Consider the following 16,225-nt stretch of genomic DNA (forward strand, 5'->3'; position numbering starts at 1 on the left):
TCGTCAGGCGGCGCTGCCCGCGACACGACGGGCGGTAATGTAACGATCCTGCCAGTAGTCATCAGTCAGGGTTGAGACCGTCACGCCCTGGCTGCTGGAGGCGTGAATAAACTGGCTGTTACCAATATAAACGCCGACGTGCTTGCGGTTCGGGCCCGTCTGGAAGAAGACCAAATCTCCCGCCTTCAGACGGTATTGCGCCACCCGAACGCCGCGATGGATCTGCTCGCTCGTCGTGCGCGGTAAGTGAAGGTGCGCCGCATCGCTGAACAGATGCTGCATGAGCGCGGAGCAATCCACTCCGCGGTGCGTGGTGCCGCCCCACTGATAGTGAGTCCCTTTCCATTTCTGGTATTGATCCAGTATCCGGGAGCGGAGTGGGCCCGTCTCCTGGTGAAGCAGGGCCGACTTTACCGGCGATTCCGCAAAGCCACTCCTCACCGAGATCATGGAGGCGGGCAGCTGAAAACTCAGCGCGGAAAACGAAGCAAAACTTAACGTGAGGATTGAAATAAGCGATCTGAATGTCATATCTAAACAGGAGCTAAGAGTGAATTTTTCCTTACCTGTGGGGGCCAACGTTCCCCCGAAATATCTTTCGATGTGGCGATAATATAGACAGCTCATTTTTTCACCAACCCTTATTGAGGCCAAAATTGGACTCACTTTCAGATCGCAAGATTGAGAAAAAAAAGGGTGGTGATGTAAGGACTGTTCAGATAAAGCAGGTAAACTGATCGACAGAATGTGTAATTCAGCTAAGACGTATCTATGACCAATATGATTGCCGACGAGACGGTGGCTAAATCCAGCGTGCTCTCTGTCTTTGACTTTGACGGAACGCTCACGCACCACGACAGCTTTATCCCTTTCCTGCGTTTTGCCTTTGGGAAACGCTACTTTGCCGGTCGTCTGGTGCGCATGGCGCTGCCCACGCTCCACTGCGTGCGCCGCAAGCTGACGCGTGATGAGCTGAAGGAAGTGCTGATTAAAACGTTCCTGACGGGCGTGGACGAACGCTGGCTACGCCAGCAGGCGGAAGCCTTTTGCGAAAAATACTGGAACAAGCTGATGCGCCCCGAAGGGGTTCTGGCGGTGGCGGCTGAGGTGAATTCCGGAGCGGAAGTGACTATCTGCTCTGCGTCGCCGGCGCTGGTGCTCCAGCCGTGGGCGGACAAGCTCGGCATTAAGCTGATTGGCACGCAGCTGGAAGTGAAGGACGGCAAGCTGACGGGACGCATTACGGGCAATAACTGCCGCTGCGCCCAGAAAGTGGCGAGGCTGGAGAAGGTGTATGGCGATCTGAACGACTATCACCTGCGCGCCTGGGGAGACACCCGCGGCGACCACGAACTGCTGGCCGCGGCGCAGGATCCGCACTGGCGGCACTTCCATCATCCGCGCAAGCGCCGGAATTCACCGATTAAGGGTTAAGTGCGGCCCCTCCCACAGGGCTGAGGGATCCCCACAAATTAATGCGAGCAGTGAACAATCCCCTCGCCCCTTTGGGGAGAGGGTTAGGGTGAGGGGGAACATACGGCTCTGGTGGTCATTCCGTTCACTTCACGTTCCTTGCTACTATGTAACGACAATACCAGTGAACGTGCCAGGGCGGCTCAATCGCCACCGCCCTGGCGACCCGGGCTCCCGGCGGTAAATCGCCGCTTCGCGGTACCCTCAGCTTATTCCTTCAGGCTATCGGGTCGGGCATGAGCCTGCATCCCTGCAGGCCATGCCCTCTCGGCGCATCCGTGCGCCTCGCCCCGGCCTTACGGAAACGCTTCGGCGATTTACAGCCGGACCAGGGCATCGCTGAAAGTCTTAACTCGTTCTGAAACAACGTTATTGCTTCTGCTTATAAATTACTGGGGATTCCTCAATCCACAGGGAGAGGGAGAAAAACGGTACATCAGGCTTCACGTTTCCCCGGGAACATTACGCTCGCGATAATCCCCAGCGCCAGCACGCCCAAGACCACAAACAGGCTGGCCGTCGCGCCAATGCTGTAACCGTGGTGCCAGAAGTGATCGGTCGCATTCAGACCCAGCTTGAACGCCACGAAGAACAGCAGCAGCACCACCGCTTTCTCCAGGTGCACCAGATACTGCTTAAGCGCTTCCAGCACAAAGTAGAGGGTACGCAGGCCGAGAATGGCGAACATCATGGCGCTGTAGATAATCAGCGGCTCGCGGCTCACCGCGATGATGGCCGGTACGGAGTCAAACGCGAACATCACGTCAGAGAGTTCCACCACCGCCACGCAGAGCAGCAGCGGCGTTGCGTAGCGTTTCGCCTTCTTCACGCGGCCAACCGTTACGTCCTGGTTTTCCGGCTTCTCCAGCTCCGCATCCACCTCTTTCTGCGTCAGGATAAACGCGTGGCTGCTAATTTTCGGCCAGACGGGGTAAAAGCGTTTCACCAGGCGATAGGCAAGGTGACCCGAGTAATCTTCCACTTCGTCGCTCTCTTCATTGCGTCTGAGCATCATCACTGCCGTCCAGCCGACGACCAGCGCGAAAATCACCTCAACGTACGGCCCCAGGCTCAGCAGGCTGGTGCCGATCGCCACGAAAATACCGCGGAAAACAATCGCCCCCAGCACGCCCCAGTAGAGCACGCGGTGACGGTACTTATCCGGCACGCCGAACCAGGCGAAGATCGCCATCATCACGAACAGGTTATCGATGGAGAGCACCTCTTCCAGCGCATAGCCGGTGAGGAACAGGCTCGCCATCTCGGCGCCGTGGTGGATGTACAGAAACCCGGCGAAGGCCATCGCCATCGAGAACCAGAAAACGGACCACATGGCCGCACTTTTCAGCGAAACAGGTTTATCGTGACGGTGCATGAAGAGGTCGATAAACATCGCCCCAACGGCCATCACCACAAAGACAACAACGGTTTCAGTCGGGAAACCGAGATGAGCAGAAGCCATGAATCTATCCTTAACATTCATCTGCGCGCTGGCAGAGACAACGTTTGCAACAAAAAGATGAAAACGCCCGTATCACCGGGCAAGAGAATAATAATAACACTTCTTCGCGCCAGCCCGGCAATGTAAATGTGATGTTAAAATTGCCTGAGGGAGAAGGGGTTAAAAACGCGTAGCGCAACGGTATTATGTCCTGTATTAACATGCATCCCTTTCATACCTCTCATAAAGGCCAATTATTCTTTCATTATTCTGAGAGTTTTATCAGCAGAGCATCACTCGATATTCAGCGAGTAGTAAACAAGCCGTAAAATTCTCAGAAAGAAATGCTGATTAAACTCTGATAAGAAAATCGTAACTTGCTGATTTTAAATGAACAAAAGACAAATCACAGCGTTCTCACTTTATTTTTTTTAAGCTCTTGTTAACCTGATTACGACATATATTCAGACTTCTGGCGATGGAAATTGTTCATACGTACTGGTAAGCAATGATGAATACCCGCGTTAACTTTTCGCATTAACGGAATATCCGCATCGCGGACGCAATAACTCTGTTGAGTTACAACTCTGAAATAATAATGTTCTAACATTTACACACTAAGGAATAGTTTAAAGATGAATAAATCCGTCATTGCCATGGGATTATTATTGGCTGCCGCTGCCAGCCCTTCCAGCCATGCGGCAGATGCAGTTCCTGGTAAGGGTGCAGGGCAAATCAATTTCACGGGCACTATTACCGAGAGCACCTGTGATGTCGATATTAACGGTCAGGGAGGTAACCCAACGATCCAAATGGGCACTATTTCTTCTTCTGCATTTAAGCAGATTGGTGATGTTGCAGGTGCTCACCGAATCCAAATAGATCTCTCTAATTGTCAAACCGCCCTTACAGCAGCCAAGACACGATTTAGTGGTGCCTACGATCCCGTGAATCATGATCTGCTTGCGCTTAAAAAGGATGATGCGACAGCAGAAGGTTTGGGAATTGAATTTCTGAATGAAGATGGAACACTGTTGAAACTGGGTGAGAATCCAAATAAATCTGTCGCTATTACCGATGGCACCGCCTCCATGATTTATTCTGCACGTTATAAATCAACCGCTGCTACAGTGACCGCCGGTGAAGCAAATGCTGTTGCGGATTACACCATTATCTATAACTAAATTACTCAACTCAGTTCCGGGCTATGACTAAAAGCCCGGAACACAAGGATGTTTTATGTTAAGGAAACGCTACCTGACGCTGCTGGCCTTGCTCTTTGGCTCTTGTTTGTCACACGCCAGTGTGACCTTATCCAATACGCGAGTGGTATACAATGCCGACAAGAAAGAGAGCAATGTTAACGTCAGAAACAATACTGCCAGCCCTTTCCTGGTACAAAGCTGGGTACAAGGCAATGATACACAGGGTACCAAAGCCCCGTTTATTGTGACGCCACCGCTATTTCGTCTTGATGGAGGTAAAGCCAACGCGCTACGTATTATCTATAACGGCGGCGCGTTGCCGCAGGATCGTGAGTCGCTTTTCTGGCTCAACGTAAAATCGATCCCGTCCTCTTCAAGAGAGGATGTCAACAAACTGCAGATAGCGGTAAACACCCGGATCAAATTATTTTATCGCCCGGCGAATTTAGCAGATGAAACGAGGGACATTGGCAAGAATGTTCAGTGGTCTGTTAAAAACAATGAACTCCTCGTAAGCAATAAATCGTCTTATTACATTTCATTTGCGGAGGTGAAGATCAATAACAAAAAATGGACTGAGATTGACATGCTGGCACCTAAAACCAGCAAAGCACTTAAGCTGAATAACGCGCAATTAAAAAACAACGCGACCGTACAATGGAAATATATCAATGATTATGGCGGCAACAGCCCGTTAATCACACAAAAAATAGAATAACGACTTTAAAATAATAACATCTCAGGGATATTTTTCATGACTATATTTTGGGGCATTCGTCCAGCACTTTGCTTTGCCTGGATATTACCCAGCGCACTATACGCCAGTGATTATTTCGACCCGGCGTTTCTGGAAACAGGCGGCGCGCCGCGTACCGCAGTCGATCTTTCTCTCTTTGAGAATAAAGATAGCCAGACACCCGGCGTTTATCGTGTTGACCTCTTTCTTAACAAGAAAATGATCGACACGCGCGATATCACGTTTAGGCTCGAAGAGAACGCGCAGCATAAAAATATTCTCGCTCCGTGCCTTAGCAAGGAGACGCTTCAGTCGTTTGGCGTAAAAACAGCGGCCTTCCCGCTGCTGCAGGACGATACTCAGGGCTGCGCGAAACTGGCGGCAATCCCACACGCGAGCAGCGAGTTTGACTTCAGCGAGCAGGCATTAAGACTTAGCATTCCCCAGGCGGCGCTGGACAGCCAGGCTCACGGCTACATCGATCCCGCGCGTCGGGAGCAGGGAATTCCGGGCCTGTCGCTCAGCTACAACTACAGCGGCGCCAGCTGGACCTCGAATAACGGGACGGGAAGCGATAGCCAGTACCTTAGCCTGCGTCCGGGTCTGAACGTTGGCCCATGGCGTTTACGCAATTTTTCGACCTGGAGCAATAGCCAGGGGCAAGCCGGTCGCTGGGAATCGGTCTATACCTATTTACAGCGCGATATCAGCGCCCTGAATAGCCAGCTGATTGTCGGGGATAATAGTTCTACCTCTGACGTCTTTGACAGCACCCCATTTCGCGGCGTGCAGCTCTACTCCGACGAACAGATGCTTCCGGGAAGCATGCGGGGCTATGCCCCCGTAATCCGCGGTATCGCCCGCACTAATGCCCAGATCACTATTTATCAGAATGGCTACAGCATTTATCAAAGCTATGTCCCGCCCGGCGAATTTGTCATCAACGATCTTTACCTCGGCAGCAGCGGCGAGCTGAAAGTTGTCGTGAAAGAGGCGGATGGCAGCGAGCAAGTCTCTTTAGTGCCCTACGCGTCGTTAGCGGTTATGCAGCGGGAAGGGCAATACAAATATGAAGTCATTAGCGGCACCTATCGTTCCAGCAGCAGCGACGCTGAAAATGCCCCGTTTACGCAAGGGAGCTTGATTTACGGTCTTCCATGGGAAACCTCGATATACGGTGGCATGCAGGCCGCCAGTCAATACCAGTCCCTGCTCTTTGGCATGGGAAAAAACATGGGGGATTTTGGCGCACTCTCATTTGATATTACCCAGGCCTGGGCAACCACCAAGCATGCAGAGAAAAACCGGGGGCAGTCGCTACGCCTTCGCTATAACAAAAACCTGCTCTCTACCGGCACTAACGTTGCGATTGCGGGCTATCGCTACTCAACGTCCGATTACTACACGCTGGGTGAAACGCTGAGCAGCTACCACTCGGAGCACTCTATCCCGGAGCGACGTCGCAGCCGTACGGAACTGACGCTGAACCAAAATCTGGGAGACAACCTCGGCTACCTCTCCTCCATGCTGGTCAGCGAGGATTACCACACCAGCAAAAAACGCACGACCTCTGCCTCGCTGGGCTATGGCAATAGCTGGAACGGTATTAGCTATAGCCTGAACTACAGCCACTATCTGAACGTAACAAAAGAGGATAACCAGCGTCGCTATAACCAGGACAATCTGTTCAGCCTGAGCGTGAGCGTTCCTCTGGACAAATGGCTCCGCTCTGCACGTGCCGGTTACTCATTTTCCGCAGCAGATAACCGCTCGCCTGGCCACAGCGTTTCCCTGAGCGGCAGCGCCCTTGAGGACAATAACCTGAACTGGAGCATACAGCAGAACATCAACCCAGGCAGCCAGGCAAACAGCAGTGATGTATCGCTTAGCTATAGCGGACGCTATGCGCAGGTTGGCGCCGGGTATGGCTATAGCCGGGACGCACAGCGGCTGAATTATAACCTGCGAGGCGGCGTGCTGGTTCACCCGCATGGCGTCACGCTGGCGCAGTCGCTGGGTGAAACGGTCGCTCTGGTTGAAGCGCCGGATGCAGCGGGTGTCAGCGTCCGTAACCACGCTGGCGTGCGTACCGACTCCCGGGGATATGCCGTGGTGCCGTACCTGGCCCCTTATCAGGAGAGCACAATCCAGCTGAGACCCGACACGCTGCCAGATGATGTTGAGCTGGAAAGCAATAGCCATAAAGTCGTTCCCACCCGGGGAGCCATCGTTCGGGCACGTTTTACCACCGCGGTGGGCAAGCGCCTGATGATGACGCTGAAAGATGCGCAGGGTAAACCCGTTCCGTTCGGCGCCGTTGTTTCTCAAAACACCACCAGCAGCATTGTGGGTGATGAAGGCAGCGTATTCCTCACAGGGATGGCGGAAAAAGGAACGTTAGACGTGAGCTGGGGTAAGAAACCCAATCAGCGTTGCCAGGTTAACTATCAGCTTTCTGGCCAGGAACCCACGATTAGCGGAATTGTGCAGTTAACGCAGACCTGCAAAAAAACCGTTAATGATTTAAGGAATTGATGATGAAAAAATTAGCGTTACTCGTGTGCCTGGCAGCAGGCGGATTGATGGAATCGCCTGCCTTTGCTGCTATTCCGGGCAGTTGCTGGCCAATTGGCGGAGCAACCGTTTTTCCGATTAGCAAAAATCTCACTGCCGAACATATACCAGGGTCTGTACAGGAGGGATGGGATAATAATCGAAACTTTTCGGGCATATGCTTCTGTATAAACTCGTCCGATAAAGAAAGTGTCTTCTTTAAATTTACCAGTGACGTGCTGAAATCGGGAAGTGGTAAACGTAATGGCGAGTTTATTTACTATCCATTCGATGAAGAGAAAGGTATTAATATCGGCTTTAAGATAGACATTGGTGGTACTATCCAAAATCAAGCGACTGTTGATTTGCAAAATAGTTCAGGGGTAGATAATCAAAACATAACGAATTTAGATTGTGACGATGTTAATGAAGAACATCCGTTTAAAACGGGTTCTAGCGGGACGGTTTCAGTAGAGTTAACCAAGAAGATCACAGGCCAACATGTATACCCTGCACAAGAGCTACTTACAGTTTACGCCCGAAAAAAATCAGGTGATTTCGATCCCACTAAACCGTTTGTGAAACTCAACTTTGAAATGATTATTACTATTCCGCCAAATTGTACGATTAATGGCGGAGAACCCATTAACATCCCGTTTGGTGATATTACAGCAAATGAATTTACGCCTGAAGCCAACAGTAAGCAAAAAAGCATTCCGCTCAACGTAACCTGTGATGACGAAGCGGATGTCAGCAGGGCGGAGATTAAATTCCGCACCTCCGATTTTAATGACGCTGGTTTTATCAGAACCCGTAATAAAGAAGGAGGGGATCGCAACGATTTAGGAATAAAACTTGAACACAACGGTAATAAAATTGATGGCAGCAGTTCGGCCATTCCGACACAGGGGGGTAATGTCACTATTGTAGCTACGCCCGTGCAACAAGGAGAAAAATCTCCAGAACCGGGAAAATTTGAAGCCACCTCAACGCTGGATTTCGAGTTTAAATAAAGAAAAAACTTAATCCACTAAAGATATATCTTATTTCACTGCAACTCATAGCACTATAGAAATGAGTTGCCGGGTAACTTAAATGGATTTGTATAAGGATATATAATATGAAACTGAAAAGTAAAACGCGCGTAGCACTTTGCGTTGCGGCCTTATTAGGTGCAGGCATGACGACCTCTCAGGCCATCGCCAGCGATATTGAGCCCTACTCAGCGCCTTTCTCCATCAAGGGAGAAAAGAGTAAAGACTATTTCGGTATGACAATGGCCACGATCGGTAAGTTTTCCGATAAGGACAATGGCTCACATATCGCGGGCGAAGATATTGTGATTACGGCCCCCTGGGGGGATAGCGCGAAAGGGCTCGCGTACGTTATTTTCGGTACTTCCGGCGGTAAAACCATGCAGGAAGTGAACAACGTAGGTGAATTCGATCCGCAAAACGCGCTTAAAATCTTCCACAGCAATAAAGCGAATAAGCCTGGCTCAGTGACGACAAAATGGATGGGCGTCGCGGTACGCAAAATTGGTGATATTAACGGCGACGGATATGACGATTTAGTCATCGCCTCCCACTGGCATGATCAGGTCTACATTATCTGGGGCGGGCCGCATCACCGCACAGGCGCGCGGCTTTCTAATCAGATAGACCTCAATGATATCGACAACGGCGACGCTCGCCTGGGTATTCGCATCCGTACGGTTAATTCTTCAGGCAATGCTAATACCGGCGGCTGGTTTGGCGCCGCGGTAGGCCCAATTAAATATAAAAATTCTGCTGTGGCCAACAAGATGGTCGATCTCGCTATCGGCGATATCGAAGGCACTGGCGGACGCGGCGGCGCGGTCATTATCTACGGCGCCCAAAAGCCTGGCGACCAGTGGCAGAACATTGATATTAAGCGCAACAGCCTGGGCGACTGGGAGATCCCTGCCGCGACCGGCGCCTATATTCGTCCGCAGATGACCGCCACCAACGGTCCGGAGAAACCGCTTAACTACAACCTCGGGCAGCAGATCGGCGATGTCGGAGATATTAACGGCGACGGCTTCAGTGATTATCTGATCGTCGACCCGGAATCCGTCAATGAAGGCCGTAAATCAGAGAACAGCGGCACTGATGGACGCGGTACGGCGTATCTTGTCTACGGCAGCAGTTTCAACCAGGGGAATCTCGACATCGCCTCGCTAAACGCGACGCAAGCGACCCGTCTTCACGGTATGGGGGCGGCTTTCCTTGGCGGTCAGTCTGGTGGAGGTGAAGGGAGTAACGATCATAGCGCCTATACGCAGGATAAACCCAATAACGGCACCATTACGCCGTTAGGTAACTTCCTGAGTACGCACTATAACGCTTTTGCGATCAGCGCCCCTGCCGACATGGGCATCGACAAAAAGCGTTCCGGAATGGTCTGGATTATCAAAGGTAAGACCGACGGCACTAAGCTGCCATCCTCCCTGTTCCTTGATGCGGCGCACACCCGGCTGAACTTCAACAAAAACTTTAGCGTACGAGATGGCTATGCCATTTACGCCGACAGGCCTGGCAGCAAGCTGGCAGGGTTCGGGAATAGCATTCTCGGAAACGTGGATCTGAACGGTGACGGCAAGAAGGATCTGGTGATTGGCGATCCGAATGCGCTGAACTCCAGCGGCACTCAGGTGGGCGCCGTGTATGTGATCAACGGCGGTAAAAGCCTGGATGATTACGCTGACGATGAGGGCATGATCAATATTAATACGCTGGTGAGTGAAGGCGTTGCGAAAGTCTACTGGGGTAAAAATCAGTATGAAAAATTCGGTGCCTCCGTTGCGGCCGGCAGCTTCAATGGCTTCACCCAGGATAGTCTCGCCATTGGTTCTTACCGTGATAACAGCTGGACGGGTAAAGTCACCTTCCGCATTGCGGATTACATCATCCCGGATTAATTCTTACGTCACCTGAATGGGGCAACACCGCCGGGGAGGAGACTCCCCGGCAATTTATTGCGCATTTTGCAGCGCCTGCGCGCACGCCCAGGCGCTCGACCATGCCCACTGGAAGTTGTACCCACCGAGCCAGCCGGTCACGTCCATCACCTCGCCGATAAAGTAGAGCCCCGGTACGTTACGCGCTTCCATCGTGCGTGAAGAAAGCTCATTCGTATCAACGCCGCCCAGCGTCACTTCCGCCGTGCGATACCCCTCGGTGCCGTTTGGCTGAACGCGCCAGTTCGTTAACGTATCCACCAACGTTTCCTGCTCGCGGCTGTTAAGCTGCTTGAGCGACACATCCGGGATCTGCCCCAGCCCCTGCAAACACTCTACCAGACGCTTCGGCAGCTGCATCGCCAGGGTATTTTTCAGGCTCTGATTCGGGTGCGCTCCGCGCTGCTCGTTGAGGAACGCGTCCAGATCGCAGTCCGGCACCAGATTGACCGTGACAAATTCACCCGGCTGCCAGTAGCTGGAGATTTGCAGTACCGCCGGGCCGGAGAGACCGCGGTGGGTAAAGAGCAGATTTTCGCGGAACACCGTCCCGTCTTCGGCAGTAATAACGGAGGGAACAGAGACGCCGGAAAGCGTCTGAAGCTGCTCCAGCAGCGGCTTATGCAGCGTAAACGGCACCAGCCCGGCGCGGGTTGGCAGCACCTTCAGGCCAAACTGCTCGGCGATTTTGTAGCCGAACGGTGAGGCGCCCAGTCCCGGCATCGAGAGGCCGCCGCTGGCGATGACCAGATTTTCGGCGCTGACGGTGTCACCATTGAGCTGCAGCGTGTAGCCCTGCTCGTCGCGGGCGACCTCAAGCACTTCCGTGCGCAGGCGCATAACCACGCCGCCCTTCTCACACTCGGCTACCAGCATATCGACAATCTGCTGCGCGGAGTCGTCGCAGAACAGCTGTCCCAGGGTCTTTTCATGCCACGCGATGCCGTGCTTACCCACCAGGTCGATAAAGTCCCACTGGGTGTAACGCGCCAGAGCAGATTTACAAAAATGACGGTTCTGGCTCAAATAGGCCGCGGGTTCGACATAAAGATTGGTGAAATTGCAGCGCCCGCCGCCCGACATCAGGATCTTGCGGCCTGGCTTTTTTCCGTTGTCCAGCAACAGTACGCGACGACCCGCCTGTCCGGCCATCGCCGCACAAAACATACCCGCCGCACCGGCGCCAATTACCACGGCATCAAACCTTTCCACGTCAAAACCCTCTTCGTTAACTGCCGCGGATTGTAAAGTTTCCTCTGTGGTCACACCAGCGTAAAAAGATATTACAAAGCCATTCCATTGAAATTTAACGATTATCCTTTCAGGCACTTTTCTCAAATCAGGTGGTATGTCAAAAAAAGTCTATATTTCACTTTGCCCGTTGCGCATTTGTCCTGGATAATGCGCCGCGTTCATGTCCTCAAAATGGCGTAACGTCCTATGCTACATTTGTTTGCCGGCCTGGATTTACATACCGGGCTTTTACTATTGCTTGCTCTGGTTTTTGTACTGTTTTACGAAGCGATCAACGGCTTCCACGACACTGCAAACGCAGTAGCAACGGTTATCTACACTCGCGCAATGCGATCGCAGCTTGCGGTTGTTATGGCGGCGGTATTTAACTTTTTTGGTGTCCTCCTGGGCGGACTGAGCGTTGCGTATGCGATCGTGCATATGCTGCCAACGGATCTGCTGCTTAACGTGAGTTCCGGTCATGGCCTTGCCATGGTGTTCTCAATGCTGCTTGCTGCCATTATCTGGAACCTCGGTACCTGGTATTTTGGCCTGCCTGCATCCAGCTCTCACACTCTCATCGGCGCGATTATCGGTATCGGGTTAACTAACGCCCTGATGACCGGGACATCGGTTGTTGATGCGCTGAACCTGCCTAAAGTACTGGGCATTTTCGGCTCTCTGATCATCTCCCCTATCGTGGGTCTGGTGGTAGCGGGTGGATTGATTTTCATCCTGCGTCGCTACTGGAGCAACACGAAGAAACGCGCGCGAATCCACCTCACGCCAGCAGAGCGTGAGAAGAAAGACGGCAAGAAAAAGCCGCCGTTCTGGACGCGTATCGCCCTGATCATTTCCGCTATCGGCGTGGCCTTCTCTCATGGCGCGAACGACGGGCAGAAAGGCATTGGTCTGGTGATGCTGGTTCTGATTGGCGTCGCTCCGGCGGGCTTCGTGGTGAACATGAACGCGTCTGGTTACGAAATTACCCGTACCCGTGATGCGGTCAACAACGTTGAGACCTATTTCCAGCAGCACCCTGAGCTGCTGAAAAAAGCGACCGGCGTTGATCAGCTGATCCCTTCCCCGGAATCAGGTGCAACGACGGCACCGGGCGAATTCCACTGCCATCCGGCTAACGCGATTAACGCGCTGGAACGTGCCAAAGGCATGCTGGGCAATATCGAAAGCTACGACAAACTGGCCGTTGAACAGCGTGGTCAGCTGCGTCGTATCATGCTCTGCATTTCTGACGTGACCGATAAAGTCGCGAAGCTGCCAGAGGTGAATTCAGACGACAAACGTCTGCTGAAGAAACTGAAAAGCGACATGCTCAACACCATCGAGTACGCGCCAATCTGGATCATCATGGCCGTCGCGCTGGCACTGGGTATCGGTACAATGATTGGCTGGCGTCGTGTGGCGACCACCATCGGCGAGAAGATCGGTAAGAAAGGCATGACCTATGCGCAGGGTATGTCCGCGCAGATGACGGCTGCGGTATCTATCGGTCTGGCAAGCTACACCGGTATGCCGGTATCCACCACCCACGTACTCTCCTCGTCCGTGGCAGGTACCATGATTGTTGACGGCGGCGGTTTGCAGCGCAAAACCGTGACCAACATTCTGATGGCCTGGGTGTTCACCCTTCCGGCGTCCATCCTGCTGTCTGGCGGTCTGTACTGGATTTCGCTGAAGCTGATTTAATCGGTTGAAGGCGACAAAAAAGCGGGTCAGGAAACTGGCCCGCTTTTTTTATGGCTGTTATTTGTAGTCGGACGTTTTATAACGTAAGGATTTTCTGAACATTTTTTGTCCAACCCTATATCAAAGAAAAATCTATCATGGCGCCCAGAAGAAAAACCAGACAAAGGAGAATGTATGGCTTCTGTCCCTATTGCAGGACCAGGTTCAATCGTTATAGCGAACAACATGCGTGAAGCACGCCTTCACGGTATGTCGCGTAATATGGCCACACCCTCAACGTATTATTGGTTCTACCAAAAAGTCCGCAATGGTGGTCCCTGGGATTATAAAAAATTCGACCCATACTTTGCAGCATTTGGTAACTTCAATTTCGGCGCCGCCGGAACTGCTGCGGGCATCCCCGCAAATATCCTTCTTATGGGCGCAGGCTGGGCTCAAAGCCGTGCTGGCACCTCAAAACCTGAATGGGGTAAATGGCACGAAAAACCACCTTATGGGGACGACCCGACGGACCAACGCAATATCAGAGAAGGAATAGAGTATGCCATTCAAAACGGCTACTAAATGGATTCATCGCCTTGTGACATTATCGCTTTTAGCTCTTGTCATTGGATTTTTTTGGCTCAACCACCAGCCCAACCGGCAAGCGAGTGATGAACTTCAACGCGTTTATCAATTATCTGACCGCGTCTGGCTCTATATGACCGTGAACAACCAAGGCGGCGCAACCGTGCCAACAATCTACCGCTACTATCTCTCGCAAGAGATAGCAGGGGAAGATACTGACATTATCCAACAGCTCGCAATGAAGCATCCGGTCATTGAAGGTACAGGCACAATTACCTCTGCCAGCATTGATGCAAACGGAGAAGTGAAAATTACCTATAGCGGGAAGGTCATCTCTATTGAGGACACTGTTTCAAATCTCCAGTTCTCAGTTAAGCCCTGAGCCAGATGAAACAAGGCGGGGCTTACCCCGCCTGCTGTAATGCTCAGTGCCAAATCATCAATGCAATCATGCTGACCACGACCAGCCCGCACAGGGCGCTGGTCAAAATGAACTGACGACGCAGACGCTCGCAGCGACGGATAAATTCTTCATCGTGATGATCGCGGTAGCGCTGGTAGTAGATATACCCCACCAGACGCATCTGCTTGCTGGGCTGTCCATGCGAGGTGAAGAACCCTCCACCGTCCACATACTGATACAGCAACGGATCGCAACCACGAAGTACCACTAACAGCGCACGTAACGATGAGAAGTAGCGCGCCATATTCACTATGCAAACTACGCATAACGCCCAAAACAATGCGACGGTGCTAATCATACATCCTCCCCGGCGTCCGCCCACGAAGCAAGGCTCCTGAGCTACCGCACCCCAATGCCCTGACAGACAGTTCAGTGAAAGAATGACCAAAAGTCGATCCGGTTCGCGCTTTAATATCCGAACGGCTCATTAAATAGTGTAGGAGATCCGTTAATTTTTTTGCCACAAGGTTAATCGTTATCAACACCAAAGCTTGAAAAATATGTTTAACTGGGCCGTAATGAAAGCATCAGACGACGGCTTTCCATTTAGTCATCGATAACTTAAGGAAGGAGTAACACTATGGCTTACAAACACATTCTCATCGCGGTAGATCTCTCCCCGGAGAGCAAAGTGCTGGTTGATAAAGCGGTATCCATGGCACGTCCCTACAACGCGAAAGTCTCCCTGATTCACGTTGATGTGAACTACTCCGACCTCTACACCGGTCTGATCGACGTTAATCTGGGCGATATGCAGAAACGCATCTCCGAAGAGACGCATCACGCGCTGAGCGAGCTCTCCACCAACGCGGGCTATCCGATCACCGAAACCCTGAGCGGCAGCGGCGACCTGGGCCAGGTGCTGGTTGATGCGATTAAGAAATACGATATGGACCTGGTGGTATGCGGTCACCATCAGGACTTCTGGAGCAAGCTGATGTCTTCAGCGCGCCAGCTGATTAACACCGTTCACGTGGACATGCTGATTGTTCCGCTGCGCGACGAAGAAGACGAGTAAGTAAGGCACAAACCTTAGCTTACCCCTCACCCCAACCCCTCTCCCCAGAGGGGCGAGGGGCTCGATCGTTCCCTCTCCCCTATGGGGAGAGGGCTAGGGTGAGGGGAGATAAATATCAAACCGATGCCCTTTCGTGGTCACCGCGTTGGTCGTGGCAACGTCCGCCAGCGGCGGCGCGTAGTCCGGGCGCTTCACCACCACCCGCTTCGTCGCGAGCTGACGAGCCGGCTCCAGCAGGCCATCTGCGTCTAAATCCGGCCCCACCAGCGACTGAAATACCCGCATCTCTTTCTTCACCAGCGCGCTTTTCTGCTTATGCGGGAACATCGGGTCGAGATAGACCACCTGCGGGCGCGGGGTGATATCGGTCAGCGCCGTCAGGCTGGAGGCGTGGATAAGCTGCAAACGCTCCTGCAGCCACGGGCCAATTTCCGGGTCCGCGTAGCCTCGCGTTAGCCCGTCGTCGAGCAGCGCGGCCACCACCGGATTGCGCTCCAGCATCCGCACGTGACAGCCCACCGACGCCAGCACAAACGCATCGCGCCCCAGCCCCGCCGTTGCGTCCACCACGTCCGGGAGATAGCTCCCCTTAATGCCGACCGCTTTGGCCACCGCTTCGCCGCGACCGCCGCCGAACCTGCGCCGGTGCGCCATCGCGCCGCCAACGAAGTCGACAAAAATCCCGCCGAGCTTCGGTTCGTCGCGCTTGCGTAATTCGAGATGCGCTGTCGTCATCACCAGCGCCATCAGGTTCTCTTCATCGTGCTCCAGCCCCCAGCGGGCCGCCAGAACAGATAAGGCGCCGTCTCCGGCGCCCGTTTCATCAACTAAGCAGATCTTCACGTAACA

Annotated in this window: 15 protein-coding genes; 10 read left to right on the plus strand and 5 right to left on the minus strand. The window is 52.8% G+C overall.

From position 1 onward, the window contains the following. Positions 1-3 precede the first annotated feature (3 nt). Entirely contained in the window at positions 4-531 is a 528-nt protein-coding gene (locus tag OSH03_RS18450; RefSeq protein WP_061096820.1) for an NlpC/P60 family protein, read from the minus strand. A 240-nt stretch (positions 532-771) separates the two neighbouring features. Here OSH03_RS18450 and OSH03_RS18455 point away from each other — a divergent pair, with 240 nt between their 5' ends. Continuing rightward, positions 772-1,434 (plus strand): HAD family hydrolase, encoded by a 663-nt coding sequence (locus tag OSH03_RS18455; protein ID WP_080441982.1) that lies wholly within the window; start codon positions 772-774, stop codon positions 1,432-1,434. Between the two features lie 475 nt (positions 1,435-1,909). Here OSH03_RS18455 and OSH03_RS18460 read toward each other — a convergent pair whose 3' ends face one another. Continuing rightward, positions 1,910-2,935 (minus strand): TerC/Alx family metal homeostasis membrane protein, encoded by a 1,026-nt coding sequence (locus OSH03_RS18460; protein ID WP_266179768.1) that lies wholly within the window; start codon positions 2,933-2,935, stop codon positions 1,910-1,912. 614 nt (positions 2,936-3,549) lie between these two features. Between OSH03_RS18460 and OSH03_RS18465 the strand changes: the two genes are divergently transcribed. From OSH03_RS18465 to OSH03_RS18485, 5 genes are all read left to right on the plus strand, one after another. After that, positions 3,550-4,098 (plus strand): fimbrial protein, encoded by a 549-nt coding sequence (locus OSH03_RS18465; RefSeq protein WP_266179769.1) that lies wholly within the window; start codon positions 3,550-3,552, stop codon positions 4,096-4,098. A gap of 55 nt (positions 4,099-4,153) precedes the next feature. Further along, a complete protein-coding gene (locus OSH03_RS18470) occupies positions 4,154-4,837 on the plus strand; it encodes a fimbrial biogenesis chaperone (RefSeq protein ID WP_266179770.1) in 684 nt (227 codons plus the stop codon). Between the two features lie 36 nt (positions 4,838-4,873). After that, positions 4,874-7,390 carry a fimbria/pilus outer membrane usher protein gene (locus tag OSH03_RS18475; RefSeq protein ID WP_266179771.1) on the plus strand — a complete coding sequence of 839 codons (2,517 nt, stop codon included), beginning with the start codon at positions 4,874-4,876 and terminating at the stop codon, positions 7,388-7,390. Beyond that, entirely contained in the window at positions 7,390-8,421 is a 1,032-nt protein-coding gene (locus OSH03_RS18480) for a fimbrial protein (protein ID WP_266179772.1), read from the plus strand. Before OSH03_RS18475 ends, OSH03_RS18480 begins: the two co-directional genes overlap by 1 nt. A 107-nt stretch (positions 8,422-8,528) precedes the next feature. Next, positions 8,529-10,349 carry an integrin alpha gene (locus OSH03_RS18485; protein WP_266179773.1) on the plus strand — a complete coding sequence of 607 codons (1,821 nt, stop codon included), beginning with the start codon at positions 8,529-8,531 and terminating at the stop codon, positions 10,347-10,349. 54 nt (positions 10,350-10,403) lie between these two features. On the opposite strand, the gene OSH03_RS18490 is transcribed toward OSH03_RS18485, so the two are convergent. Then, on the minus strand, positions 10,404-11,600 hold the full coding sequence (locus OSH03_RS18490; protein WP_266179774.1) for a BaiN/RdsA family NAD(P)/FAD-dependent oxidoreductase: 1,197 nt from the start codon (positions 11,598-11,600) through the stop codon (positions 10,404-10,406). Between the two features lie 228 nt (positions 11,601-11,828). Here OSH03_RS18490 and pitA point away from each other — a divergent pair, with 228 nt between their 5' ends. From pitA to OSH03_RS18505, 3 genes are all read left to right on the plus strand, one after another. Beyond that, positions 11,829-13,328, plus strand: a complete 1,500-nt coding sequence (pitA, locus tag OSH03_RS18495) for an inorganic phosphate transporter PitA (protein ID WP_061096814.1) — start codon at positions 11,829-11,831, stop codon at positions 13,326-13,328. A 174-nt stretch (positions 13,329-13,502) separates the two neighbouring features. Beyond that, positions 13,503-13,892, plus strand: coding sequence for a polymorphic toxin type 44 domain-containing protein (locus OSH03_RS18500; RefSeq protein ID WP_061096813.1), 390 nt, complete (start codon positions 13,503-13,505; stop codon positions 13,890-13,892). Beyond that, on the plus strand, positions 13,870-14,277 hold the full coding sequence (locus OSH03_RS18505; RefSeq protein WP_151412416.1) for a hypothetical protein: 408 nt from the start codon (positions 13,870-13,872) through the stop codon (positions 14,275-14,277). Before OSH03_RS18500 ends, OSH03_RS18505 begins: the two co-directional genes overlap by 23 nt. A gap of 43 nt (positions 14,278-14,320) precedes the next feature. On the opposite strand, the gene uspB is transcribed toward OSH03_RS18505, so the two are convergent. After that, the gene (uspB, locus tag OSH03_RS18510) at positions 14,321-14,656 is read right to left on the minus strand and encodes a universal stress protein UspB (RefSeq protein WP_003861224.1); all 336 of its coding nucleotides are present in this window, start codon (positions 14,654-14,656) and stop codon (positions 14,321-14,323) included. Positions 14,657-14,938: 282 nt separating this feature from the next. Between uspB and uspA the strand changes: the two genes are divergently transcribed. Continuing rightward, entirely contained in the window at positions 14,939-15,376 is a 438-nt protein-coding gene (uspA, locus tag OSH03_RS18515; RefSeq protein WP_003861223.1) for a universal stress protein UspA, read from the plus strand. Positions 15,377-15,469: 93 nt separating this feature from the next. Here uspA and rsmJ read toward each other — a convergent pair whose 3' ends face one another. Next, positions 15,470-16,219, minus strand: coding sequence for a 16S rRNA (guanine(1516)-N(2))-methyltransferase RsmJ (gene rsmJ, locus OSH03_RS18520; RefSeq protein WP_266179776.1), 750 nt, complete (start codon positions 16,217-16,219; stop codon positions 15,470-15,472). Between the last annotated feature and the right edge of the window lie 6 nt (positions 16,220-16,225).

Source organism: Enterobacter nematophilus (genome assembly GCF_026344075.1).
Lineage (GTDB): Bacteria > Pseudomonadota > Gammaproteobacteria > Enterobacterales > Enterobacteriaceae > Enterobacter > Enterobacter nematophilus.